The sequence below is a fragment of the Streptomyces sp. NBC_00234 genome (genome assembly GCF_036195325.1).
Taxonomy (GTDB): domain Bacteria; phylum Actinomycetota; class Actinomycetes; order Streptomycetales; family Streptomycetaceae; genus Streptomyces.
This window is the reverse complement of the sequence record NZ_CP108101.1, coordinates 2,649,102-2,673,683: the sequence shown is the minus strand read 5'-3', so window position 1 is coordinate 2,673,683 and position 24,582 is coordinate 2,649,102. Positions and strand designations below refer to the sequence as shown.

Here is a 24,582-nt window from a genome sequence, read left to right as displayed (position 1 = left end):
CGTCGTTCAGGTTCAACTGCGTCCGCTGCCCAGGGCCTTGCGGTTGGTGCTCGGCAGGGCGGGGCGCTCGGCCGGTGCCTGCTCGATGCGGAGCGCGAGTTCCGGGCAGCGCCGTACGGCCCGCTGGGCCCGCCCGCGCAGATGCATCGGAACCGAGGCGTCCGCGAGTGCCGGATACCCGTCGGGGCCCAGCCGGATGAGCTCGGGGACGATGTCGGCGCACAGCCCGTGGCCCTGACAGAGCGTCCAGTCGACCGCCAGCTTCCCGCCGCTCGGAATGGACTCCTCCAGATCCTGGTAGCCCGGTCCGGGCAGCGGCAGCACTCCGAGGGTGTCCCGGCCGCAGCCGCCGTCCAGGACGTGCGCGGCGAGGTCGTCGGTGAACGCGGACAGGGTCGAGGCCAGGAAGCGCGCGGAGCCGTCGGGGTGCTTGCACGCGCCCCGGCCCTTCACCGCCTGGGTCACCTCGCGCAAGGCTTCCAGCGCTGCCGGTCCGCCACCGTTCAGGACATCGGAGAGGCCGCCGGCGGCGGCCGGGAGCCCGAGCTTGCACGGCCCGCACTGGCCCGCCGTCTCCGCGGCCAGCCAGTTCGCGATGCGCAGCGACTCACCGAGCGGACAGGTTCCGGGCGCGATCGGCAGGATGGCGCCGGCCCCGAGTGCGCCGCCCACCGCGGCCAGGGACCTGACGGAGACGACGGCGTCGTGCGCGGCGACCGAGTCGATCCAGTTGCCGTGATATCCGCCGGTCAGCACGCCCTGGGGGAGCGGAGGCGCACCGGCCAGCTGGAGCACGTACCGCAGCGGCACCCCGGTCGGCACCTCGATGACCATCGGGCGCGATACGGAGCCGGAGACGGTGAGCAGGACCGTGCCGGGCTCGTCGGGCAGCCCGGTGTGGCCGTAGCGCCGGGGTCCGATCCGGGCGGCGACGGCGAGCTGGGCGTAGGTCTCCGCGTTCGACAGCAGCGTCGGGGCACCGCCGACGCCTGCCTCGGCGGCCCGTTCCCGGCGGCCGGGCGGCAGCGCGGGACCGCCGCTCGCCGCCCGGATGACCGCCGAAGCCTCGCCCGAGACCATCCGTTCCGGGGTGCGCACCACCCGGGCCCGCAACTGCTGCCCCCGCCTGTCGGACAGGCCGCGCTCGGCCAGGGCCGCCCGGACGGATATCTCCGTGGAGTTACGTGTGACCGCGACGATCAGGGTGCGCGCGCCGAGGGCCTCGGCGGCCAGCAGGGCGCCGTCCAGGATGAGGTGCGGGGCGCGGTTGAGCAGCACGGTGTCCTTGCGGCAGGCGGGCTCGCCCTCGCTTCCGTTGATCACGACGACGGGCCGGACACCGCGGCGGATGGACGCCTTGGCCACCGCGCGCAGCTTCCTCCCGAACGGGAATCCGGCACCGCCCCGGCCGCACAGGGAGATGGCTTCGGCCAGCTCGGCGAGGCGCTCGCCGGTCATCGGTTCGAGCGGTCCGTGCACCTTCAGGTGCATGCCGAGGTCGAGTCGCTCCACCAGGTCGAAGCCGCTGGTCAGCTGTGGCAGGCCGACGACGCGCACTTCGGGGACATCGGGGAGGGGGACGTTCACGGTCGGTCTCCAGCGGGTGCGTGCCAGGGTTCACCGGCGGGTGGTGGATAGAGCGGTCCGGGCCGTGGCCCGGTGTCGTACGCCGTCTCGCCGACGGCGGGGAGCGGACCGGTCGGCGCCTCGGAGCCGGGGACGTACGGGGAGGCCGGGTACGAGGCGGTCGGATAGGGGGTCGTGTGCGGCGGGGTGGCGCCGTACGGCGGTGCGGCGTGCGGGGTGGCGTCGTACGCGGTGTGCGGCGACGCGTTGTACGGCCCTTCCTGCTCGGCGGCGTAGGCGTGCCCGGGGTCCTGCGGCGGCCTGACCGCCTGTGCGGGCGGAGCGGGCGACGGGGTGGGCCAGCGGCTGTCCGGCTGGGCGGGCGGCGGGTCGGGGGAGAGGGAGACGGCCCGGTAGGCGGCAGCGATCCCCGGGCCCTTGAGCGGCGCCCCGGCGGCCGGACCAGGGTCCCCGCCGAGCCGCTCGGAGCTGCGCGGCGGGGCCTCGTACAGGGGAGGGGAGGGGGCCGCGAGGGTCCTGGGGCGGATGGGAGTGCCCCGGACCTCACGGTCGGGCTCGCGCCACCCCCGATCGAACCGTCCGGGAGCGTCGTGGTCCGGTGCGCTCCCGGGGCCGGCCGGCGGGGCGGCGCGGGCGTCCGGGTCCGGCTCGGCGGGCAGCGTGTCGGGGCTGATCAGCGAGGTGATCAGGGCGGCGATCCGGCGCTTCTCGGGCTGCGGGAGGAGCCGCAGGCACAGTGCCGCCGCCACCGCGAGCAAGCACAGGCCGTACATCACGACGACCCAGGTCGCGGCGGCCCGGCCCGCGTACAGGCCGTGGATCAGTGCCGAGCACCAGGCCGGGTAGGCCAGCCCGTGCAGGGCGCGCCAGCGGCCCGCGAACCGGCCCGCCTTCAGGGGGGAGCGCAGCGAGCTCCCCAGCAGGGTGGTGGAAGGGGACGGATGGACGAAGGCGCTCCGCAGGGCGCCGGTCGCGGCGGTGACGATCATCAGCAGTCCGGCCAGCGAGCCGAAACCGATGAGACCGGCCGTGCCGCGTACTCCGAGACCGAAGGGTACGAGGGCGCCGACGAGCGCCACATGCCCGAGGGCGACCTTCACGGTGACGTGGAGCAGGAGAAAGCCGAGCGAGGCCACGGCGGTGGCCCGGTGGATGCCCTGGGCGAGCAGCCGCTGACGCGTGGACAGGAACAGCCGGTCAGTGGCCAGCAGGCCCCAGGCGACGGTCGCGGTGAGCGACACCAGGGAAAGAACGCCGGTGGTGAAGTCGAGCGCGGCGCGCAAGTCGTCGCTCCCTGCGACGGCGAGCAGCGGGATGAGAACCAGCAGGGCGACGGTCAGTCCGCCTTGCATGGGACGGCTCATTCCGGGGCTCATTGTGGGGGATGAGCGGTTCTTGCGATGAGGGTTCATTGGGGCGACTCCGAATGGTTCGGCAATGCGGTCCCGTTGCGGCATGCTAAGTCGCTCCATACCGGCCAGTACGGGGATTGAATGGTTGCCCCGATAGAGGTAGGTACGCGGAGTAACCCCCGCTTCCCGGACGTTCCGTCCCGGCCGCCCGTCCACGGACCGGCGGCCCCCGGCCGGGCTCCGGCCCCGTGCGGTACCCTGACGCCATGCGTGCCGTACGCCTTCTGCTTAGCGAGCCGCGCTGATCACTCCCGACCGGTGAGAATGCCTGGTCGGAATCGGCGCGGCGTCCCCTCCTGTGCGAGGGGATTTTTCGTTTCCGTAGACGTGTGTCCGTAGACGTGGGCGCCGGCAGATGACGATCGATGGAGCTTTGAGGATCATGAGCGAGACGAATACCGCAGCCGAGACGGCTGCGCCGCACCGCTACACGGCGGCGATGGCCGCCGACATCGAGGCACGCTGGCAGGACTTCTGGGACGCCGAGGGGACGTACGAGGCCCCCAACCCGACCGGTGACCTGGCGGGCGATCCGGAACTGGTCGCCAAGCCCAAGAAGTTCATCATGGACATGTTCCCGTACCCCTCGGGTGCGGGTCTGCACGTAGGCCACCCGCTGGGATACATCGCCACCGACGTGTACGCCCGCCACCAGCGCATGACCGGGCACAACGTCCTGCACACCCTGGGCTTCGACGCCTTCGGCCTGCCCGCGGAGCAGTACGCCGTGCAGACCGGCACGCACCCGCGGGCCTCCACCGAGGCCAACATGGAGAACATGAAGGTCCAGCTGCGCCGGCTGGGCCTGGGCCACGACAACCGCCGTTCGTTCGCGACGATCGAGGCGGAGTACTACAAGTGGACGCAGTGGATCTTCCTGCAGATCTTCAACTCCTGGTACGACACCGAGGCCGGCCGGGCCCGTCCGATCACGGAGCTGGTCGCGCAGTTCGAGGGCGGCTCGCGTGCCACCCCGGACGGCCGTGACTGGAGTGAGCTGAGCGCCGCCGAGCGCGCCGACGTCCTGGGCGAGTACCGCCTGGCGTACGCCTCGGACGCACCCGTCAACTGGTCCCCGGGCCTGGGCACCGTGCTGGCCAACGAAGAGGTGACGGCCGACGGCCGCTCCGAGCGCGGCAACTTCCCGGTCTTCAAGGCCAAGCTGCGCCAGTGGAACATGCGCATCACCGCCTACGCCGACCGGCTGCTGGACGACCTGGACGGGCTGGACTGGCCCGAGGCCATCAAGCTGCAGCAGCGCAACTGGATCGGCCGCTCGGAGGGTGCCCGGGTGGACTTCCCGGTCGACGGCGCCGGCGCCGTGACCGTGTTCACCACCCGCCAGGACACCCTGTTCGGCGCCACCTACATGGTGCTGGCGCCCGAGCACGAACTGGTCGAGCGGATCATCCCGGCCGCGTGGCCCGAGGGCACGCAGCCGGTGTGGACCGGCGGCCACGCGAGCCCGGCCGAGGCCGTCACCGCGTACCGCAAGCAGGCCGCGGCCAAGTCCGACGTGGAGCGGCAGGCCGAGGCCAAGGACAAGACCGGCGTCTTCACCGGCGCGTACGCGACCAACCCGGTCAGCGGCGACAAGGTGCCCGTCTTCATCGCCGACTACGTCCTGATGGGCTACGGCACCGGCGCGATCATGGCCGTTCCGGCGCACGACGCCCGCGACTTCGCCTTCGCGCGCGCCTTCGAGCTGCCGATGCGCTGTGTCGTGGAGCCCTCGGACGACCGCGGCACGGACACCTCGGCCTGGGACGACGCCTTCTCCTCGTACGAGGCGAAGCTGGTCAACTCGGCGAACGACGAGATCTCGCTGGACGGCCTGGGAGTGGTCGACGCCAAGGCGAAGATCACGGAGTGGCTGAAGGAGCACGGCGTCGGCGAGGGCACCGTGAACTTCCGGCTGCGCGACTGGCTGTTCAGCCGCCAGCGCTACTGGGGCGAGCCGTTCCCGATCGTGTACGACGAGGAGGGCATCGCCCACCCGCTGCCCGAGTCGATGCTGCCCCTGGAGCTGCCGGAGGTCGAGGACTACTCGCCGCGCACCTTCGACCCCGAGGACGCCAACACCCAGCCCGAGACCCCGCTGTCCCGCAACGCCGACTGGGTGAACGTCACCCTGGACCTGGGCGACGGCAACGGCCCGCGGAAGTACCGTCGCGAGACCAACACCATGCCCAACTGGGCGGGCTCCTGCTGGTACGAGCTGCGCTACCTGGACCCGAACAACGGCCAGAAGCTGGTCGACCCCGCCATCGAGCAGTACTGGATGGGCCCGCGCGAGGGACAGCCGACCGGCGGCGTCGACCTGTACGTCGGCGGTGCCGAGCACGCCGTGCTGCACCTGCTGTACGCCCGCTTCTGGTCCAAGGTGCTGCACGACCTGGGACACATCTCGTCCGCCGAGCCGTTCCACAAGCTGTACAACCAGGGCATGATCCAGGCGTTCGTCTACCGCGACAGCCGCGGCATCGCGGTCCCGGCCGCCGAGGTCGAGGAGCGTGACGGGGCGTACTACTACCAGGACGAGAAGGTCAGCCGCGTCCTGGGCAAGATGGGCAAGTCCCTGAAGAACGCCGTGACGCCCGACGAGATCTGCGGCGAGTACGGGGCGGACACGCTGCGTCTGTACGAGATGGCGATGGGCCCCCTGGACGTCTCGCGGCCGTGGGACACGCGCGCCGTGGTCGGCCAGTTCCGCCTGCTGCAGCGGCTGTGGCGCAACATCGTGGACGAGGAGACCGGCGAGGTCACCGTCGTCGGCACGGAGCCCGGCGAGGACACGCTGCGCGCCCTGCACAAGGCCATCGACGGGGTCGGCCAGGACATGGCGGGCATGCGGTTCAACACCGCCATCGCCAAGGTCACCGAGCTGAACAACCACCTGACCAAGGCCGGCGGCCCGCTGTCGCGTTCCGTCGCCGAGTCGCTGGTGCTGCTGGTGGCGCCCCTGGCGCCGCACGTGGCGGAGGAGCTGTGGCGCCGACTGGGCCACACGGAGTCCGTCGTCCACCAGGACTTCCCGGTCGCCGACCCGGCGTACGTCGTCGACGAGACGGTGACCTGCGTGGTGCAGATCAAGGGCAAGGTCAGGGCACGCCTGGAGGTCTCGCCGTCGATCACGGACGCGGACCTGGAAGCACTGGCGCTGGCCGACACGGGCGTCGTCGCCGCGCTGGGCGGTGCGGGCATCCGCAAGGTGATCGTGCGCGCGCCGAAGCTGGTCAACATCGTCCCTGCGTGACGGTCGGGGCTTTCCCCTACGGGCAGGTTGGGGGTTCCGTTGGAACCCCTGGCCTGCCTGTTCCGTTTACGGTAGAAGTGGCGACCGGCACACCGGCAGCCGAACCGGAAACCGAGGGGCGCTCATGGAAGTCGTGATCACGATTCTGGCGCTGCTGTTCGTCGCGTTCGTGGCGTTGGGCGTGTACGCGGGCGTCAAGGTCGTCGGCGCGGCGAGGCGCGGCGTGGACCGTACGATCACGCAGGCGCGCCGGACCGTCGAGGAGACCACGCTCCGGGCGAAGAGCTACGGGCAGCCGGGTGTGCCGGGCGAACTGGCACAGCTGCGGCTCACCCTGCGTACGTCGATGCGGGCCACCCAGGACGCGCTGCACGCCGGACTGGCGGAGGACGCGTCCCTCTCGGAGTCGCTGGGGCTGTTCGAGCGGCTGAGCGTGCACGGCCGTGAACTCGACGACGAGCTGAAGCGGCTGGAGCGCGAGCCGGACCGGGCGACCGTGGCTTCGCTGCTGCCGGGCCTGAAGGAACGCACCCAGCGCATCACGCACTCGGCGGAGTCGCTGCGCTGGGCGGCACGCGACCGGGCCCGTCAGTTCGCCGACGACGACCTGGACGCGCTGAACGCACAGATCGACGTGGAGGCCGGGGCGCTGCGCCACTGGACGGTGGAGGAGCCGCAGGCGTCCACGCGGACGCACGACTGGTCGCAGGGGCAGGACGAGCCGCAGCAGCAGTCGCAGGGGGACGCGGGGCGGGGTGATCGTGACGGCACCCGGCCCGACGCGTCGGGGCAGGCCGACACCGACACGCCGCAGGCGATCACGGCCGCTGACCCGAGGCGCGCCGCCGGCTACCCGTGGCAGAAGTCGGCAAGACCGGAAACGACCAACTGAACGGGTCGGCCCAGTTCAGCCGCACTGCCCGGGGAGACCGGGCGGTGTGAAGCACTGTGGCCGGACGTGGCAGTATCCGATCCGAAGCGACCGGAATCGATCAGCCGATCGGGGCCGGGCTGCTGTGCCCCCGCCCCGGAAGGTAACCTCCGGCTCATGTCCCGCCATGTCGCGATCGTCACCGATTCAACGGCCTACCTGCCGCCCGAGACGATGGAACGGCACGGCATCACCACGGTGCCGCTGACCGTCGTCCTGGGTGATCAGGCTCTGGAGGAGGGCACGGAGATCTCGGCCCGCTCGCTGGCCTCCGCCCTGCAGAAGCGCCGCTCCGTGACGACGTCCCGGCCCAACCCCGAGGTCTTCGCCGCCGCGTACCGGGCGGCGGCCGATGCCGGGGCGACGGCCATCGTTTCCCTGCATCTGTCGGCCGAGATCTCGGGGACGTACGACTCCGCGCTGCTCGCGTCCAAGGACGCGCCGGTGCCGGTACGTGTGGTGGACACCGGCATGGTCGCCATGGCGCTGGGGTTCTGTGCCCTGGCGGCGGCGGAGACCGCCGAGGCGGGGGGCAGTCTGGACGACGCGGTGGTCGCCGCCGAGAAGCGGGCCGCCGCCACCTCCGCCTATTTCTATGTCGACACACTCGACTACCTGCGCCGGGGCGGTCGCATCGGCGCCGCGCAGGCGCTGCTGGGTTCCGCGCTCGCCGTGAAGCCGCTGCTTCAGCTGGAAGGCGGCCGGATCGAGCTGCTGGAGAAGGTACGGACGGCCTCGAAGGCGATCGCCCGGCTGGAGGAGCTGGTCGTGGAGCGGGCCGGTGCGGGGGCCGTGGACATCGCCGTGCACCACCTGACCGCTCCCGACCGGGCGGAGCGGCTGGCCGAGCGGCTGCGTGAGCGGGTGCCCGGACTGGTGGATCTGCATGTCAGCGAGGTGGGCGCGGTGATCGGGGCGCACACCGGGCCGGGGCTGCTCGGAGCGGTGATCTCACCGCGCTGAACTCACTCCGGCGAGTGAGGGAGTTATCCACAACTGCATGGTTTTCCACCGGAATTGAGGGCGCTCGGCAGGTTCGGGCAGATATGCCTAACGTCATGAGGCATGGCCCTCCGATCGCTTCACGCAGCCCGTTCCGTCTCCTTGTCTCCGTCTCAGGACCCGCCTTCGGGCCCTTCCCCGTCCTTGTCCCCGCCAGGGGACGCGCCTGCGGACGCGTCCGTGGACATGCCCGTGGCCGCGCGTGCGGATGCGGCTGCGGATGTACGTCCCGGCTCGGCTCCGGGTCCGGGATCGTCGCGTGGTCGTCCGGGGCCTCGCGCGGTCGGTGGGGCCGGCCGTGGGCCCGGTCGCGGTGCGGCCGGGGCGGGCCTCGGGCCCGGCGCCCGCCACCGTGCTCGCCGCGGGCAACGGCGGTCGTCGCGTGGGCGGTCGGCGGCTGTCGCGGCAGCGTCCCGGCACCGGGCGGACGAGCTGATGGCGGGGGCGTACGGCGGCCGTACCGGCGAGCGGTCCTCCCTTTCCGCTTCTGACTTCGCATTCCCCTCGACGCTCGTGCCGGCTGTGGGAGCCGAACCGGCACCTGCCGAACTGCCACTACCGGCGGGGGAGGCCGAGCCGCAGCGGCCAGGTCGGCTGGACCGGGTGATTCCCGCACTGCGGGACCGGCTGCCGCTGTGGCTTCAGCTGCGCTGCGGCCTGGAACCGAGGCCCCTCGCGGCGCTCGGTGCGGTGATGGTCGTGGCCGCGGTTCTGGCGGGGGTGCACTTCTGGTCGGGCCGGCCGCAGGCCGTCAGCGCTCCCGAACCGGTGAAGGAGGGTGCAACCGCGTCAGGGGTACCGGGGGACCCGGGGTCCGAGGATTCCGGGGCGCCGCTGCGGCCGGAGCCGTCCCCCGGCCTGCCGCCCGCCGTCGCACCGGGCGGGCAGATCGTCGTCGATGTGAGCGGCAAGGTGCGGCGGCCCGGAATCCGGCGTCTGCCGCCCGGGTCGAGGGTGGCGGACGCGCTGCGGGCCGCCGGTGGGGTGCGCGACGGTACGGATGTCACGGGGCTCAACCGGGCGAGGGTCCTGGCGGACGGGGAGCAGGTCGTCGTCGGTGCACCCGGCGGTCCGTGGCCCGTCGGTGGCGCGGGAGGTGGTGGTCCGGGAGCGGGGGCGACGGGGCCGGTAGGTCCTGCGGCGCCGCTGAGCCTCAGCACGGCGACGGTCGACCAGCTCGAGACTCTGCCCGGTGTCGGGCCGGTGCTCGCCCAGCACATCGTCGACTACCGCGCCGAGCACGGTGGTTACCGGTCCGTGGACGAACTGCGCGAAGTCGACGGGATCGGCGACCGCCGGTTCGAGGACCTTCAGCCACTGGTCCGGCCATGAACGTCCCCGACGTCCCCGACGTCCCCGTCGCACCCAACGCACCCAACGCACCCAACGCACTCAGCGCCCCGGACGCCCCCGACGTCCACACGGCAGCCGGCGGGAGGCTGGGCGCCTCCGACCCGCGGCAGGAAGGGCCTGCCGATCTGCGACTGGTCCCTCCCGCCCTGGCGGTGTGGGCCGCCGCGGCACTCGCGCTGGGGGCACCGGGGCGGTGGGTGGCTGTGGGCGTGGTGGCCTGTGTCTGTGCGGCTGTGGGATTTCTGGCCTCGGCGCGGGCAGCGGCGGCCGGCAACCGGGGGCGGTCCGCATCCACGGGACGGCAGGTGCGGGCCACCGCGGTCGCCGCCGTGCTGCTGTCCGCGGCGGCAGGTGCGTCGGTGGCCGGACTGCATGGCGCCGAAGCCGGGAACGGGCCGCTTCCGGGGCTGGCGGACACCTACACCCGGGTCGTGGTGGAGGCCACGGTCACCTCGGACCCCCGGCCGTCGCGGCCACGCGTCCGGGGCGATCACAGCACACCGGCCTCCCTTCTCCTGGAGGCGGAGGTCGAGCGCCTGACCGCGGCCGACGGAGCCGTGACGCGGCTCCGTACGCCGGTGCTCGTCATGGTCGCGCCCGGTGACGCGCAGGCGCACTGGCGACGGCTGCTGCCCTCCACCCGCATCCGACTGAACGGCGGGCTCGCACCTCCGCAACGTGACACGGAGCGCATCGCCGCCGTCCTGCGCACCGACGCCGACGAGCCGCCACGGATCACCGGCGGGCCGACCCTCCTCCAACGCACGGCGGGGAGGCTGCGGTCCGGTCTGCGGGAAGCGACCGACGGACTGGACGCGGATGCGCGGGCGCTGCTGCCGGGGCTGGTCGTCGGCGACACCTCGCGGGTCACTCCCGAGCTTGAGGACGCCTTCAAGGCCACCGACCTCACGCACCTGCTCTCTGTCTCAGGTGCGAATCTGTCGGTGATCCTCTTTCTGCTCATCGGCCCACCGGGCATGGCCCTGCGCACCGAACGCCGTGGGCTGGCGCCTCGGTTGGGGATCTCCTTGCGGACGACCGCGCTCATCGGCGGTGGGCTGACGCTCGCCTTCGTCGTGGTCTGCCGTCCCGAACCGAGTGTTCTGCGCGCGGCGGCCTGCGGGCTCATCACCCTGCTCGCCATCGGAACGGGCCGCCGCAGAACACTGATTCCGGCGCTGGCCGCCGCCGTGCTGCTGCTGGTGCTCTACGACCCGTGGCTGGCCCGCAGTTACGGGTTCCTGCTCTCCGTCCTGGCCACCGGAGCGCTCCTCACTCTCGCGCCCCGGTGGAGCGCCGCTCTGCGCAGGCGCCGGGTTCCGCCACGGATCGCCGAAGTGGTCGCCGCGGCGGCTGCCGCCCAGGCTGTGTGTGCGCCCGTCGTGGTCGTCCTCGCCTCGCGGGTGAGTCTGGTGGCGATTCCCTGCAATCTGCTCGCCGAGTTCGCGGTGGCGCCCGCGACGGTGCTCGGGTTCGCGGCGCTCGCCGTCGCCCCGGTCGCGCTGCCCGTGGCCGAGCTGCTGGCTCGGGTGGCGGGATGGCCGGTCGGGTGGATCGCTTCCGTGGCCCGGACCGGGGCGGCGCTTCCCGGGGCGGAGGCCGACTGGCCCGGTGGCTGGCGGGGTGCGGCGCTGCTGGCCGCCCTCACCGTTCTGCTCCTGCTCCTCGCCCGCCGGTTGGCCCGGCGGCCCTGGGTCTGTTCGGCCGCCGCACTGCTCCTGGTCCTCGCCGTCCTGCGGCCGGCGCCGCTCACCCGGATCATGACCGGATGGCCGCCGCCCCACTGGGCGTTCGCCCTGTGCGATGTGGGGCAGGGCGACGCCATGGTCCTCGCGGCGGGTGACGGTTCGGGAGTGGTCGTCGACACGGGGCCCGAACCCCGGCTCGTCGACAGCTGTCTGCGGGATCTCGGCGTCACGCGGGTGCCGTTGCTGCTCCTCACCCATTTCCACGCCGACCACGTCAGGGGTCTCCCCGGGGTGCTGCGTGGCCGGGCGGTGGGGGCGATCCAGACGACGAGCCTCGACGAGCCGCCCGAACAGGCGGAGTTCGTCCGTAGGACGGCGTCCGAGGCCGAGGTGCCCCTGGTGCGCACGGTGCCGGGGGAGCGCCGCAGGATCGGCCCGCTCGACTGGCGGGTCCTGTGGCCGCAGGGCGAGGGGCGGGGCGCCGGGCCCGGTTTCGTGACGGAGGAGCCGAACGACTCCAGTGTCACCCTCCTCGTCAGGTCGGGAGAGTTGACGCTGCTGCTCCTCGGGGATCTCGAACCTCCCGCCCAGCGTGGGCTGTTGCGCGGCCACCCGGCGCTGCCCGGGGTGGACGTCCTCAAGGTGGCGCACCACGGCTCCGCCTACCAGGACGCGGCGTTGCTGCGTGGCGCGCGGCCGAGGTTCGCCCTCATCTCCTGCGGTGCGGACAACCCGTACGGGCATCCGTCGGCCCGGACGGTCGAGGCGCTGACCCGAGGGGGAGCGAGAGTGCTGCGTACGGACAGGGACGGTGCGATCGCCGTCACGGGGGCGGGCGCGGCACTGACCGCGGTCGGCAGTTCATGAGCGCGTGGCGTCCGGTGGTCGTAGGACCAAGGTCGCTGGCGCGGGAGCGGGCAGGCGGGGCAGACTCGCGCCATGAATCCCGACGTCCCACAGATGACCGACGCTCCTTCGGACGGCGCAACTGCCGCGGACGCCCGGGTCGTGGCTTACCTGGAGCGCATCGGCGCCGCCCGTCCCGCGCGTGCCGACGCGGCGGCCCTGCGCGAGCTGCAGCTCCGGCACATGACCGCGGTGCCCTTCGAGAACCTCTCGATCCACCTGGGCGAGGACATCGTCCTGGAGGAGGGTGCCCTCGTGGACAAGGTGGTGGGGGCCCGCCGCGGCGGGTTCTGCTACGAACTGAACGGGGCCTTCGCCTTTCTGCTGCGCGCCCTCGGCTTCCGCGTCACGCCCCTCCAGGCGCGGGTCTTCGGCGACGGCGGGCGGCTCGGCATCCCGTACGACCACATGGCCCTGCGCGTCGAGACCGATGACGGCACGGGCCCGTGGCTGGCCGATGTCGGCTTCGGTGACCACGCCCACCGGCCGCTCGCGCTCGACGACCGGACCGAACAGAAGGATCCGCGCGGGGTGTTCCGGTTCCGGGATGCTCCGCAGGGCGATGTGGATCTGCTGCGCGACGGCTCGCGGGAGTTCCGCCTCGATCAGCGGCCGAGGTCGTTGGCCGAGTTCCGGGTGGGGGCCTGGTACCACCGGACCTCGCCCGACTCGCACTTCGGCAAGTCCCTCGTCTGCTCACGGCTCACCGAGGAGGGCCGGGTCACGCTCAGCGGCCGGAAGCTGGTCACGACCGTGCGGGGCGTACGGCGCGAGACACCGCTGGCCACCGATGCCGAGGTGCTGGCCGCCTACCGGGAGCACTTCGGGCTGCTGCTCGAACGGCTTCCGGAGGTGCGGGGTGCTCTCCAGGTCCGGGGCGAGTGACACCCACAAGCGGAACGGCCAATTCGGACCTTCGGTAACACCTCCACGCAAGCCCTTCCGAGCTTCACCGTTTGCCTCGAACGGCGCATCAGTGATCGAATGCATGATCGTCGGAGGGATGCTGCTCAGACAACGACGTTCAGCCGGCAGTGCTCCCGAGGTGAGATGGGCCCATGGGGGTACGTACGTATGTTCGGCCGTTGGCTAGGCAGCATAGGCAGCAAGGGAATGTCCGGTACCGCGCGCGGCGGGGCCTTCGCCGGGCTCGCGGTGCCGCCCCACGCGGGCGTGCTGAGCTGCCGTGTCCTGGACCCCGTCAGCGAACCGGTGCGGCAGGCGGAGTTCGTCGTCACCGACAGCTCCGGCCGCAAGGTCTTCGGCGGTGAGACCGACCCGTACGGGCGCGTCCTCGCCACTGTCCCGGCCGGCGACTACCGGCTCGGCGTCACCGCCGAGGGCTTCACGCCCTTCCACGGTTCGGCCGTGGTGTCCGAGAGCGGTCACGCGGGCATGGGCGACGTGATCCTCCAGGTGGCGGCCCCGCCGCAGCTGCCCGACCCGGGCGACTGGGAGATCGAGCCGAACCACACGCAGATCGCCTTCACCGCACGTCACATCGGGCTGGCCCGCATCCACGGCAGGTTCAACACCTTCGCCGGCGCGGTCCGGATCGCCGATCGCATGGAGGACTCCGCCATGCACGTGATCATCGACGCCGCGTCGATCGACACCAACGTCCAGATGCGCGACGACCACCTGCGCTCCGCCGACTTCCTCGACGTGGGGCGCTATCCCACGCTGGAGTTCTACAGTGACCGTTTCGTGCACCGCGGCGGCAGCCGGTGGAGTGTGCACGGGGCGCTCACCCTGCACGGCGTGAGCCGTTCGGTGACGCTGGACACGCAGTACCTGGGCCAGGGCAATGGGATCGAGGGCGAGACCCGCGCCGCCTGCCGTGCGACGACCGAGCTGCACCGTGAGGACTTCACCCTCACCTGGCAGACGATGCTGGCCCGCGGGATCGCGGTCGTGGGACCCAGCATCTCCATCGACATGGACATCCAGATCGTCCCCAAGGGCTGACTCCCGTCGGGCAAACGAGAGGTCCTAGGGCTTCTCCAGCCACCCCTCGTACTCCGCGGCGAACGCATCGAGTGCCGCGGAGTCGAACCGCCCGGCAGGGTCCTCCACGACGACCAGCCACTGGGCGTCCTCGGCGTCGTCCTCGCCGGCCAGTGCGTCCCGTACGAGCTGGGGCTCCTCGGAGACGCCGAACCGGTCGGCGAGCTCCACGGCCACCTCCTCCGCCGTGTCGCGGTCGGGCAGCACCAGTACATGTCTCACATCGCTCACCGGCCCATTCTCGGGTACGTGCGGGGGCGGGCCCGACCACAGGGCCTGCTGTCAGTGGGCCGTGGGATGCTGGAGCGCGATGGCCACCAGAAGTAATTCCACCGACGACCTGCTCGCTCCCATCACGCTCGCCGTGGGCCAGGAGGACCTCCTCCTCGACCGTGCCGTGCAGCAGGTGGTGGCGGCTGCGCGCGCGTCCGATGCCGACACCGACGTCCGCGATCTCACCTCCGACCAGCTGCAGCCGGGCACACTCGCCGAGCTGACCAGCCCCTCGCTCTTCGCCGAGCGCAAGGTGGTGATCGTGCGGAACGCCCACGATCTCTCCGCCGACACGATCAAGGACGTCAAGGCGTACGCGAGTGCTCCGGCCGAGGAGATCACCCTCGTCCTGCTGCACGCGGGCGGGGCCAAGGGCAAGGGGCTGCTGGACGCGGTCCGGAAGGCCGGTGCCCGCGAGGTCGCCTGCCCCAAGACCACCAAGCCGGCCGAGCGGCTCTCCTTCGTACGGTCGGAGTTCCGGGCCCTGGGGCGTTCGGCGACCCCCGAGGCGTGCCAGGCGCTGGTGGATTCCATCGGCAGCGACCTGCGGGAGCTGGCGAGCGCGGTCTCCCAGCTGGTGGCCGACGTCGAGGGCACCATCGACGAAGCGGTCGTCGGGCGCTACTACACGGGGCGCGCGGAAGCCTCTTCCTTTGCCGTCGCCGACCGCGCGGTCGAGGGCCGGGCCGCGGAGGCCCTGGAGGCCCTGCGCTGGTCGCTGTCGACCGGGGTCGCCCCCGTCCTGATCACGAGTGCTCTCGCGCAGGGCGTCCGGGCGATCGGCAAGCTCTCCTCGGCCCGGGGCGGCCGGCCCGCGGACCTCGCCCGTGAGCTCGGGATGCCGCCCTGGAAGATCGACCGGGTGCGTCAGCAGATGCGTGGCTGGACGCCGGACGGGGTGTCGGCCGCGCTCCGTGCGGTCGCGGCCGCGGACGCGGGGGTGAAGGGCGGCGGGGACGACCCGGAGTACGCCCTGGAGAAGGCCGTCGTGGCTGTTGCGCGGGCGGCGCGGGCGGGCCGGTAGTCCGCGGCGTCGCGGCGCACGGCGGACGGGACACCTAACGGCCTTGCGCCCTCAGTGGCCCAGGCCCGCGGAACGGCTCGCGGAAACGCCCCACGGAAACGGCGCGTGAAGACGGGCCGCGGAAGCGCCCCAGGCCGCCCCTGGACATACCGAAAGCCCCGGTCCACGCCCTGGGGAGGGCGGTGCCGGGGCTTTCGGTTCATGCTGTGGTGCGCCGCACCCGCGTGGCGAACGCAGGTTCGGTGTGCGGCGCGGGGTGCCGGTCAGGAGCGGGAGAGAGGGCCCGCTGAGTCCGTTCCGGCGTTCACATCAGTAGCTCAGCCCTGAAGGGCGGCAACCTTGAGCGCGAGCGCCGACTTCTTGTTGGCGGCAGCGTTCTTGTGGATGACGTTCTTCGAGACAGCCTTGTCGAGCTGGCGCGACGCTTCACGGACGGCCACAGTGGCCTTCTCGACGTCACCGGCAGCGGCAGCCTCACGGGCCTTGCGGATCGAGGTCTTGAGAGCGGACTTGACGGCCTTGTTGCGCAGGCGCGCCTTCTCGTTCGTCTTGTTCCGCTTGATCTGGGACTTGATGTTCGCCACGAAAGAGCCTTTTCAGGTTCGTTGGATCTTCTATGTGCGCCACGCCGCTTCTGAGGGCCACGAGGCACAGCTGCCCACGGTACCAGTCACCCTCCGACCGGCCCAAACCGGTCCCTGCCCCGCAGGCGTGGGACGATAGAGCTTACGTATCGATCCGACCGACCCGACATCGACCCGAGACACGGCGTTCGGCGTCTCAAGAATCAGGACCCTGCGTGCCCGCGACTCCTACCAACGTGCCCGAGCCGAGCCGTACCGACCCGGCGCTGATCCGCAACTTCTGCATCATCGCCCACATCGACCACGGCAAGTCGACGCTTGCCGACCGGATGCTTCAGCTGACCGGCGTGGTCGACGTGCGGCAGATGCGTGCTCAGTACCTCGACCGGATGGACATCGAGCGCGAGCGCGGCATCACCATCAAGTCCCAGGCAGTACGTCTGCCGTGGGCGCCCACTGTGGGTGAGGACAAGGGCACCACCCACGTCCTCAACATGATCGACACCCCGGGCCACGTCGACTTCACGTACGAGGTCTCCCGTTCGCTCGCGGCCTGCGAGGGCACGGTCCTGCTGGTCGACGCGGCGCAGGGCATCGAAGCCCAGACGCTGGCGAACCTCTACCTCGCGATGGAGAACGACCTCACCATCGTCCCGGTGCTCAACAAGATCGACCTGCCGGCCGCGCAGCCCGAGAAGTTCTCCGAGGAGCTGGCCAATCTCATCGGCTGCCAGCCGGAGGACGTCCTCAGGGTGTCCGCGAAGACGGGTGTCGGCGTGGACGCGCTGCTCGACCGGGTGGTCCGGGACGTCCCGGCCCCCGTCGGCCAGGCGGACGAGGCCGCCCGCGCGATGATCTTCGACTCCGTCTACGACCCCTACCGCGGTGTCGTGACCTACGTCCGTGTCATCGACGGTCAGCTCAACAAGCGCGAGCGCATCCGGATGATGTCCACGGGCGCGACCCACGAGCTGCTGGAGATCGGTGTCTCCTCCCCGGAGATGACCCCGGCCGACGGCATCGGCGTGGGCGAGGTCGGCTACATCATCACCGGTGTGAAGGACGTCCGGCAGTCCAAGGTCGGTGACACGATCACCTCCCTGCACAACGGGGCGACCGAGGCGCTGGGCGGCTACAAGGACCCCAAGCCGATGGTGTTCTCCGGTCTCTATCCGCTGGACGGCTCGGACTACCCCGACCTGCGCGAGGCACTCGACAAGCTCCAGCTCAACGACGCCGCCCTGGTGTACGAGCCGGAGACCTCCGCGGCACTCGGCTTCGGCTTCCGTGTCGGCTTCCTCGGGCTGCTCCACCTCGACGTGGTCCGTGAGCGCCTGGAGCGCGAATTCGGCCTGGAGCTCATCGCCACCGCCCCGAACGTGGTCTACCGCGTCGAGATGGAGGACGGCACCGAGCACATCGTCACCAACCCGAGCGAGTTCCCCGAGGGCAAGATCGACGCGGTGCACGAGCCCGTCGTGCGCGCCACGGTCCTGGCGCCCAGCGAGTTCATCGGCGCGATCATGGAGCTCTGCCAGCAGCGCCGCGGAACCCTGCTCGGCATGGACTACCTCTCCGAGGACCGGGTCGAGATCCGCTACACCCTGCCGCTCGCCGAGATCGTCTTCGACTTCTTCGACCAGCTGAAGTCCAAGACCCGCGGTTACGCGTCCCTCGACTACGAGCCCACCGGTGAGCAGTCCGCCCAGCTCGTCAAGGTCGACATCCTGCTGCACGGCGACAAGGTCGACGCGTTCTCCGCGGTCACGCACAAGGACAAGGCGTACGCGTACGGCGTCCGGCTCGTCGCCAAGCTGCAGAAGCTCATCCCGCGGCAGAACTTCGAGGTGCCGATCCAGGCGGCCATCGGCTCCCGGGTCATCGCCCGTGAGACCGTCCGCGCCATCCGCAAGGACGTCCTCGCCAAGTGCTACGGCGGTGACATCTCCCGTAAGCGGAAGCTGCTGGAGAAGCAGAAGGAAGGCAAGAAGCGGATGAAGATGGTCGGCAACGTGGAGGTTCCGCAGGACGCCTTCATCTCCGTGCTGTCGACCGACGAGTCGGCCGGCGAGGGCAAGGCCAAGAAGTAGCCCCGCCGTACCGAGGAGTAGGTTCACGGGCCCCTGTGTCGCAGCACGCTGTGACACAGGGGCCCGTTCGTTATGAAAGCCGCGGCCTGTTGCCCCTTACGCGGCGGACGTGCGCGCTTTACCCTGATCACGGCTCGTTGGTTACTCGCCAGTTAAACAAGCGGGACCGAGCAGGAACGCAGCAAGAACAGAGCAGGACAGAAGCAGGCATCTGAAGCAGCATCAAGCAGCCGGTCGTAGCAATGCCGCAGGCCCGGAGGACGTCGTGAGCGACACAAAGACCTTGATCGATAGCCGACCGCCCTCCGTGGCGAATCTCTTCATCGACCGCGTGGCCGCCACGCCGGACGGCGAGGCGTACCGCTACCCGGTGCCTGCCGCCTCCGGCCAGGGCCCCGACGACTGGAAGTCGCTGAGCTGGGCGCAGGCCGCCGAACGGGTCTACGCCATCGCGGCCGGCCTGATCGCGCTGGGCATCCGGCCGGAGGAGCGGGTCGCGCTCGCGTCCTCCACCCGTGTCGAGTGGATCCTCGCCGACCTCGGCGTGATGTGCGCGGGGGCGGCCACCACCACGATCTACCCGTCCACGAACGCGGAGGAGTCGGCCTTCATCCTGACCGACTCCGAGAGCCGCTTCCTCATCGCCGAGGACGCCGCCCAGCTGGCGAAGGCGCGGGAGCGCCGGGCCGAGCTGACGGACCTGGCCCATGTCGTCGTCATCGACCCGGCCGGCGTCGAGGCCGCCGAGGACGATCCCGAGGGCTGGATTCTGTCGCTGGCCGATCTGGAGGCCAAGGGCGCCGAGTACCTGGAGAAGAACCCGGACGCGATCACCGAGCGGGTGTCGGCGATCACCGCCGACCAGCTGGCGACCCTGATCTACACCTCGGGCACCACGGGCCGCCCCAAGGGCGTACGCCTGCCGCACGACAACTGGTCGTACATGGCCAAGGCCACCGTCACCGCCGTCGAGCTCTCCACGGACGACGTCCAGTACCTGTGGCTGCCGCTGGCGCACGTCTTCGGCAAGGTCCTCACCTCCGGCCAGATCGAGGTCGGTCACGTCACCGCCGTCGACGGCCGTGTCGACAAGATCATCGAGAACCTCCCGGTGGTCCAGCCGACGTACATGGCAGCCGTTCCCCGGATCTTCGAGAAGGTCTACAACGGGGTCGCCTCCAAGGCGCGGGCCGGTGGCGGCGCCAAGTACAAGATCTTCCAGTGGGCGGCCGGGGTCGCCCGGGAGTACGCGAAGGTGTCGCAGGACAACTTCCGCCGCACCGGCACGGCCTCCGTGCCGTTCGCGCTCGGCGCCAAGCACAAGGTCGCCGACGCCCTCGTCTTCGCCAAGATCCGCGAGGCGTTCGGCGGCCGGCTCCGCGCCTGCGTCTCCGGCTCCGCGGCGCTCGCCCCCGACATCGGCTTCTTCTTCGCGGGCGCGGGCATCCACATCCTGGAGGGCTACGGCCTCACCGAGACCAGCGCCGCCTCCTTCGTGAATCCGGGCGAGGCATACCGCACGGGCACGGTCGGCAAGCCGCTCCCCGGCACCGAGATCCGGATCGCGGACGACGGCGAGATCCTCCTCCGCGGCCCCGGCCTGATGGAGGGCTACCACCGGCTGCCCGAGAAGACCGCCGAGGTGCTGGAGTCCGACGGCTGGTTCCACACCGGCGACATCGGCGAGCTCTCCGTGGACGGATACCTGCGGATCACCGACCGCAAGAAGGACCTGATCAAGACCTCGGGCGGCAAGTACATCGCCCCGGCGGAGGTCGAGGGCCAGTTCAAGGCGGTGTGCCCGTTCGTCTCCAACATCCTGGTGCACGGCGCGGACCGTAACTTCTGCACCGCCCTGATCGCGCTCGACGAGCCGACCCTCCTCGGCTGGGCCGGCGAGAACGGCCTGAGCGGCAAGTCGTACGCGGAGGTGGTGGCGGCGCCGCAGACCGTGGAGCTCATCGAGGGCTATGTGACGCGGCTCAACGAGGGCCTCCAGCGCTGGCAGACCATCAAGAAGTTCCGGCTGCTGCCGCGCGACCTCGACATCGAGCACGGCGAGCTGACCCCGAGCCTGAAGCTGAAGCGGCCGGTCGTCGAGCGCGAGTACAAGCAGCTCATCGAGGAGATGTACGCGGGATCCCGCGAGGCGTGACGTACGGGCAGGGCCGTGTGTGAGCGGGACGCACGCGGGGGCGGGGCCGGTGGGGTGCTGATCACCCACCGGCCCCGTCCGCTTTGCCATCAGCTCATTTCCTGTTCGTCTCCGCCTGCTTCTCTCCCACTTCGGTAACTCGGTGCTTATGCGCGCGGCCGGTCTGTCACTCTGTCGTGTGTCGTCGGCCGCATCTCGTGAGACCCGGTAGGAGCCGCACCGTGGGGCCAATTCCCTTGCAGCGGGACAACGTTCACCGTCCCGCCGCCGCCGGGCACCGCAACGATCCGCGTCCGGTGGCCCGTACGAGCCTGCCCGGAATCCCGCTGACGCCGTCGGCGGCCCGCGGGTTCGTCCGTGCCGCGCTCGCCGACTGGACCGGGCTCGGCGTGCCCGCCGCCGTGGGCTTCAGCGACCGGCTCGCCGACGACGCCGTGACCGTCGCCAACGAACTGGTCACCAACGCGGTCGTGCACGCCGGGACGACGGTCGAACTGCTCCTGCGCCTGGAGGACGCCTCCGAGAGCGAACCGGCGGCCCTGGTGATGGAGGTCACCGACCACCACCCCGCCCGCGCGGTGCGCGGCGAGGGGACCGCGTCCGGGAGCGGTGCGGCGCCCCTCCCGGACCCCGCGGAGTACGGCCGCGGGTTACAGCTCGTCGCGACCCTCGCCGAGTCCTGGGGCATCACCTACCGCACCGGTCTCAAGACCGTCTGGGCCCGCCTCTCCGTCGACGACTGGAGCGGGGCGCCCGGCCCCTCCGCGGAGGCGGCGGTCCGGCACGGGTTGCGCGCCGCGGAGATCCTCGCCCCCGCCTCCCGGCGCATCGAGCGCGACGACGCGGACTGGGACAGCCGGGCCGCGCTCTCTTTCCTCGCCGAAGCGTCCGATCTGCTGGCCGGCCAGCTCGACGAGGACCTGGTGGCGGCCATAGCGGGACAGCTGCTCGTGCCGAGACTCGCCGACTGGTGCGCGATCTGGCTGGAGAGCGAGGGAGCGGGACCCGGGGCGGAGCCGCGGCTGGCCCGTGTCTGGCACAGCGACGAGACCGGGACCGAGCACCTGCGTACGGTCCTGGAGAAGGAACCGCTCCGGCTGCCCGGCGGCGCCGGCACGGGGCCGGTACCCGTGCCGTGGCCCGGTGACGACACCGGGGACGGCCCGGGCGGCACCGGGCCGGAGGCGGTGCGGGTGCGCGGGGACGGTGCGGGCCCGCTGCCCGGAGGCCGTGACGGGGCCGCGCTCGCGTACCGCATCACCGCGGGCGGTCGCCCGCTCGGCACCGTGCTCGTCGGCCGCGAGGGCGTCCCCCGGGTACCCGACGACGTGGCCTCGCTGATCGAGGACTTCGTGCGCCGCGTCGGTCTCGCCGTCGGCGCCGCCCGCGCCTACACCCGGCAGGCCACCATCAGCCGCATCCTCCAGCGCGGGCTGCTGCCCAGCAAGGTCGCCGAGATTCCCGGGGTGACCAGCGCCCTGGTCTACGAACCCGGGGACGACGGCGTCGTCGGCGGTGACTTCTACGACATTTTCCCCTGCCCCGGCGACCGCTGGTGCTTCGTCCTCGGCGACGTCCAGGGCAGCGGCCCCGAGGCCGCCGTCGTCACCGGTCTCGCACGCCCCTGGCTGCGGCTGCTGTCCCGGGAGGGCTTCGGCGTCGGCAAGGTCCTGGACCGGCTCAACCGGCTGCTCCTCGACGACGCGATGGAAGCGGCGGAGGCCGCCGCGCTGATGGTCGCCGCCGCGGGCGGCCAGCAGATCCTGGACGGCTCGCAGTCCCGGTTCCTCTCCCTCCTGTACGGGGAGATGGTGCCGCTCCCCGGCGGCGGGGTGCGCTGCACGGTCGCCAGCGCAGGACACCCGCTGCCCCTGCTGCTGAGCCCGGACGGTTCCGTACGTCCCGCCGCGGAGCCGCAGGTGCTGCTCGGGGTCGTCGAGGACGTCGCGTACGAGAGCCAGAGCTTCGACCTGGCGCCCGGCGAGAGCCTGCTCTGCGTCACCGACGGAGTGACCGAGCGGCGTTCCGGGCCGGCCATGTTCGACGACGGGGACGGGCTGGCGCGCGCCCTGGCCGGCTGCGCGGGGCTGTCCGCCGAGGGGATCGCGGACCGGATCAAGCGGGCCGTCCACGACTTCGCCGAGCGCCCGCCCGACGACGATCTCGCGCTTCTGGTGCTCCGGGCCGACTGAGAGGCGGGTGTGCGGGACAGCTCCGGCGGCGAGTGACAATGGACGGTATGCCTTCCGTACTGCCCGATGGTGAGCCCGTGCCCGACGACGGGGCGCTGCCAAGCCACGCCCTGGACGGTGCCGCCGACCGACCGCTCGGCTTCTACCTGCACGTTCCGTACTGCGCGACGCGCTGCGGGTACTGCGACTTCAACACCTACACCGCCACCGAGCTGCGCGGCTCCGGCGGTGCGCTGGCCTCGCGGGACAACTACGCGGCGCACCTGATCGAAGAGGTCCGCCAGGCCCGCAAGGTGCTCGGCGACGATCCGCGGCCGGTCCGCACCGTCTTCGTCGGGGGCGGCACGCCGACGCTGCTGCCCGCCGCCGACCTCGTACGGATGCTGGGGGCGATCCGTGACGAGTTCGGGCTCGCGGACGACGCGGAGGTGACGACGGAGGCGAATCCGGAGTCGGTCGATCCGGCGTATCTGGCGGCGCTCCGGGAAGGCGGCTTCAACCGGGTCTCCTTCGGGATGCAGAGCGCACGGCAGCACGTGCTGAAGATCCTCGACCGGACGCATACGCCCGGCCGGCCCGAGGCGTGCGTCGCCGAGGCGCGGGAAGCGGGCTTCGAACACGTCAACCTCGACCTGATCTACGGCACGCCCGGGGAGTCGGACGACGACTGGCGGGCCTCGCTGGACGCGGCGATCGGTGCCGGGCCGGACCATGTGTCGGCGTACGCGCTGATCGTCGAGGAGGGCACCCAGCTGGCCCGGCGCATCCGGCGCGGGGAGATCCCGATGACCGACGACGACGCGCACGCGGACCGCTATCTGATCGCGGACGAGGCGATGGCCGCGGCGGGCTTCTCCTGGTACGAGGTGTCCAACTGGTCGCGGACCCCGGAGGGCCGCTGCCTGCACAACGAGCTGTACTGGCGCGGGGCCGACTGGTGGGGCGCGGGGCCCGGGGCGCACAGCCACGTGGGCGGTGTGCGGTGGTGGAACGTCAAGCATCCGGGAGCGTACGCGCAGGCCCTGGCCGAGGGGCGGTCGCCGGGTGCCGGGCGCGAGGTCCTGTCGGCGGAGGACCGGCGGGTGGAACGGATTCTGCTGGAGCTGCGGCTGGTCGACGGCTGCCCGCTGACGCTGCTGGCTCCGGCGGGGCTGGCGGCGGCCGGACGGGCCGTGGAGGACGGGCTGCTGGAGGCGGGAGCGTTCGCCTCCGGGCGGGCCGTGCTGACGCTGCGGGGACGGCTGCTGGCCGACGCGGTGGTCCGGGACCTGGTGGACTGACCGACCGCGGCGGCCGTTCCCGGGCTACTCGGGAGCCGTGACGAAGTCGATCAGCTCTTCCACCCGGCCCAGCAGCTCCGGTTCCAGGTCGCGGTAGGAGTGCACCGCGGAGAGGATGCGCTGCCAGGCCGCGCCCGTGTTCTCCGGCCAGGACAGGGCCCGGCACACGCCCGTCTTCCAGTCCTGGCCGCGCGGGACCCGCGGCCACGCCGTGATGCCCACGGAGGACGGTTTCACCGCTTCCCAGACGTCGATGTACGGGTGGCCCACCACCAGCACGTTGCTGTCCGAGACCTGGGCGGCGATGCGGGACTCCTTCGAGCCGGGGACCAGGTGGTCGACCAGGACGCCCAGCCTCGCGTCCGGACCGGGGGAGAAGTCGCGGACGATCGCCGGGAGGTCGTCGATGCCCTCCAGGTACTCCACGACCACACCCTCGATACGGAGGTCGTCGCCCCAGACGCGCTCCACCAGCTCCGCGTCGTGGCGGCCCTCCACGTAGATCCGGCCCGCCCGGGCCACCCGTGCGCGCGCCCCGGGGACCGCCAGTGAACCGGAGGCCGTCCGGGCGGGGCGGGCGGGGGCCGCGGCGGAGGGGCGGACCAGGGTGACCACCCGGCCCTCCAGCAGGAAGCCGCGCGGCTCCATGGGGAACACCCGGTGCTTGCCGAAGCGGTCCTCCAGGGTGACCGTCGGGCCCTGGGCCGTCTTCTCGCAGCGGATCACCGCACCGCAGAAGCCGGTGGCGGCCTCCTCGACGACCAGATCGGGCTCGGCGGGGACCTCGGGGGCCGGCCACGGCGGGGTCAGGTCCGGCTGGTAGCTGCGCATCGGACGACGAT

At 71.8% G+C, this 24,582-nt stretch carries 17 protein-coding genes; 12 read left to right on the top strand and 5 right to left on the bottom strand.

Annotation, left to right across the window (positions count from 1 at the left end):
* Window positions 1-12: 12 nt before the first annotated feature.
* Both OG230_RS11680 and OG230_RS11675 read right to left on the bottom strand, forming a co-directional pair.
* A complete protein-coding gene (locus OG230_RS11680) occupies window positions 13-1,587 on the bottom strand; it encodes an NADH-ubiquinone oxidoreductase-F iron-sulfur binding region domain-containing protein (RefSeq protein ID WP_328910112.1) in 1,575 nt (524 codons plus the stop codon).
* Window positions 1,584-2,951 (bottom strand): hypothetical protein, encoded by a 1,368-nt coding sequence (locus OG230_RS11675; RefSeq protein WP_328910111.1) that lies wholly within the window; start codon window positions 2,949-2,951, stop codon window positions 1,584-1,586. Before OG230_RS11675 ends, OG230_RS11680 begins: the two co-directional genes overlap by 4 nt.
* Window positions 2,952-3,381: 430 nt before the next feature.
* Between OG230_RS11675 and leuS the strand changes: the two genes are divergently transcribed.
* From leuS to OG230_RS11640, 7 genes are all read left to right on the top strand, one after another.
* Complete coding sequence (gene leuS, locus OG230_RS11670) at window positions 3,382-6,255, top strand: leucine--tRNA ligase (protein WP_328910110.1); 2,874 nt, start codon at window positions 3,382-3,384, stop codon at window positions 6,253-6,255.
* 124 nt (window positions 6,256-6,379) lie between these two features.
* Entirely contained in the window at window positions 6,380-7,147 is a 768-nt protein-coding gene (locus OG230_RS11665; protein ID WP_328910109.1) for a hypothetical protein, read from the top strand.
* Window positions 7,148-7,303: 156 nt separating this feature from the next.
* Entirely contained in the window at window positions 7,304-8,149 is an 846-nt protein-coding gene (locus OG230_RS11660) for a DegV family protein (RefSeq protein WP_328910108.1), read from the top strand.
* A gap of 672 nt (window positions 8,150-8,821) precedes the next feature.
* On the top strand, window positions 8,822-9,520 hold the full coding sequence (locus OG230_RS36390) for a helix-hairpin-helix domain-containing protein (protein ID WP_443051584.1): 699 nt from the start codon (window positions 8,822-8,824) through the stop codon (window positions 9,518-9,520).
* Window positions 9,517-12,096, top strand: coding sequence for a ComEC/Rec2 family competence protein (locus OG230_RS11650; RefSeq protein WP_328910107.1), 2,580 nt, complete (start codon window positions 9,517-9,519; stop codon window positions 12,094-12,096). Before OG230_RS36390 ends, OG230_RS11650 begins: the two co-directional genes overlap by 4 nt.
* 72 nt (window positions 12,097-12,168) lie before the next feature.
* The gene (locus OG230_RS11645) at window positions 12,169-13,020 is read left to right on the top strand and encodes an arylamine N-acetyltransferase family protein (protein WP_443051535.1); all 852 of its coding nucleotides are present in this window, start codon (window positions 12,169-12,171) and stop codon (window positions 13,018-13,020) included.
* A gap of 189 nt (window positions 13,021-13,209) precedes the next feature.
* Window positions 13,210-14,103, top strand: coding sequence for a YceI family protein (locus OG230_RS11640; RefSeq protein WP_328910106.1), 894 nt, complete (start codon window positions 13,210-13,212; stop codon window positions 14,101-14,103).
* 24 nt (window positions 14,104-14,127) lie between these two features.
* Here the strand turns inward: OG230_RS11640 and OG230_RS11635 are convergent, their stop codons facing one another.
* On the bottom strand, window positions 14,128-14,373 hold the full coding sequence (locus OG230_RS11635; protein WP_328910105.1) for a hypothetical protein: 246 nt from the start codon (window positions 14,371-14,373) through the stop codon (window positions 14,128-14,130).
* A 79-nt stretch (window positions 14,374-14,452) separates the two neighbouring features.
* Here OG230_RS11635 and holA point away from each other — a divergent pair, with 79 nt between their 5' ends.
* Window positions 14,453-15,439: a DNA polymerase III subunit delta gene (gene holA / locus OG230_RS11630; protein WP_328910104.1), complete on the top strand. Its 987-nt coding sequence runs from the start codon at window positions 14,453-14,455 to the stop codon at window positions 15,437-15,439.
* A gap of 317 nt (window positions 15,440-15,756) precedes the next feature.
* On the opposite strand, the gene rpsT is transcribed toward holA, so the two are convergent.
* Window positions 15,757-16,023: a 30S ribosomal protein S20 gene (gene rpsT / locus OG230_RS11625; RefSeq protein WP_328910103.1), complete on the bottom strand. Its 267-nt coding sequence runs from the start codon at window positions 16,021-16,023 to the stop codon at window positions 15,757-15,759.
* Between the two features lie 215 nt (window positions 16,024-16,238).
* Between rpsT and lepA the strand changes: the two genes are divergently transcribed.
* From lepA to hemW, 4 genes are all read left to right on the top strand, one after another.
* The gene (gene lepA, locus OG230_RS11620) at window positions 16,239-18,113 is read left to right on the top strand and encodes a translation elongation factor 4 (protein WP_328910102.1); all 1,875 of its coding nucleotides are present in this window, start codon (window positions 16,239-16,241) and stop codon (window positions 18,111-18,113) included.
* A 265-nt stretch (window positions 18,114-18,378) separates the two neighbouring features.
* Window positions 18,379-20,268: an AMP-dependent synthetase/ligase gene (locus OG230_RS11615; RefSeq protein ID WP_328910101.1), complete on the top strand. Its 1,890-nt coding sequence runs from the start codon at window positions 18,379-18,381 to the stop codon at window positions 20,266-20,268.
* A 221-nt stretch (window positions 20,269-20,489) separates the two neighbouring features.
* Window positions 20,490-22,460 (top strand): ATP-binding SpoIIE family protein phosphatase, encoded by a 1,971-nt coding sequence (locus OG230_RS11610; protein ID WP_328910100.1) that lies wholly within the window; start codon window positions 20,490-20,492, stop codon window positions 22,458-22,460.
* 47 nt (window positions 22,461-22,507) lie between these two features.
* A complete protein-coding gene (gene hemW, locus OG230_RS11605; protein ID WP_328910099.1) occupies window positions 22,508-23,740 on the top strand; it encodes a radical SAM family heme chaperone HemW in 1,233 nt (410 codons plus the stop codon).
* A gap of 24 nt (window positions 23,741-23,764) precedes the next feature.
* Here hemW and OG230_RS11600 read toward each other — a convergent pair whose 3' ends face one another.
* Window positions 23,765-24,571, bottom strand: coding sequence for a DUF3097 domain-containing protein (locus OG230_RS11600; protein WP_328910098.1), 807 nt, complete (start codon window positions 24,569-24,571; stop codon window positions 23,765-23,767).
* Window positions 24,572-24,582 lie beyond the last annotated feature (11 nt).

Coding starts and splice junctions, on each gene's coding strand:
- OG230_RS11650 (WP_328910107.1), top strand. CDS start 9,517: ATGAACGTCCCCGACGTCCCCGACGTCCCCGTCGCACCCAACGCACCC.
- hemW (WP_328910099.1), top strand. CDS start 22,508: ATGCCTTCCGTACTGCCCGATGGTGAGCCCGTGCCCGACGACGGGGCG.
- OG230_RS11645 (WP_443051535.1), top strand. CDS start 12,169: ATGAATCCCGACGTCCCACAGATGACCGACGCTCCTTCGGACGGCGCA.
- OG230_RS11660 (WP_328910108.1), top strand. CDS start 7,304: ATGTCCCGCCATGTCGCGATCGTCACCGATTCAACGGCCTACCTGCCG.
- leuS (WP_328910110.1), top strand. CDS start 3,382: ATGAGCGAGACGAATACCGCAGCCGAGACGGCTGCGCCGCACCGCTAC.
- OG230_RS11675 (WP_328910111.1), bottom strand. CDS start 2,951: ATGAGCCGTCCCATGCAAGGCGGACTGACCGTCGCCCTGCTGGTTCTC.
- OG230_RS11600 (WP_328910098.1), bottom strand. CDS start 24,571: ATGCGCAGCTACCAGCCGGACCTGACCCCGCCGTGGCCGGCCCCCGAG.
- OG230_RS11665 (WP_328910109.1), top strand. CDS start 6,380: ATGGAAGTCGTGATCACGATTCTGGCGCTGCTGTTCGTCGCGTTCGTG.
- holA (WP_328910104.1), top strand. CDS start 14,453: ATGGCCACCAGAAGTAATTCCACCGACGACCTGCTCGCTCCCATCACG.
- OG230_RS11640 (WP_328910106.1), top strand. CDS start 13,210: ATGTTCGGCCGTTGGCTAGGCAGCATAGGCAGCAAGGGAATGTCCGGT.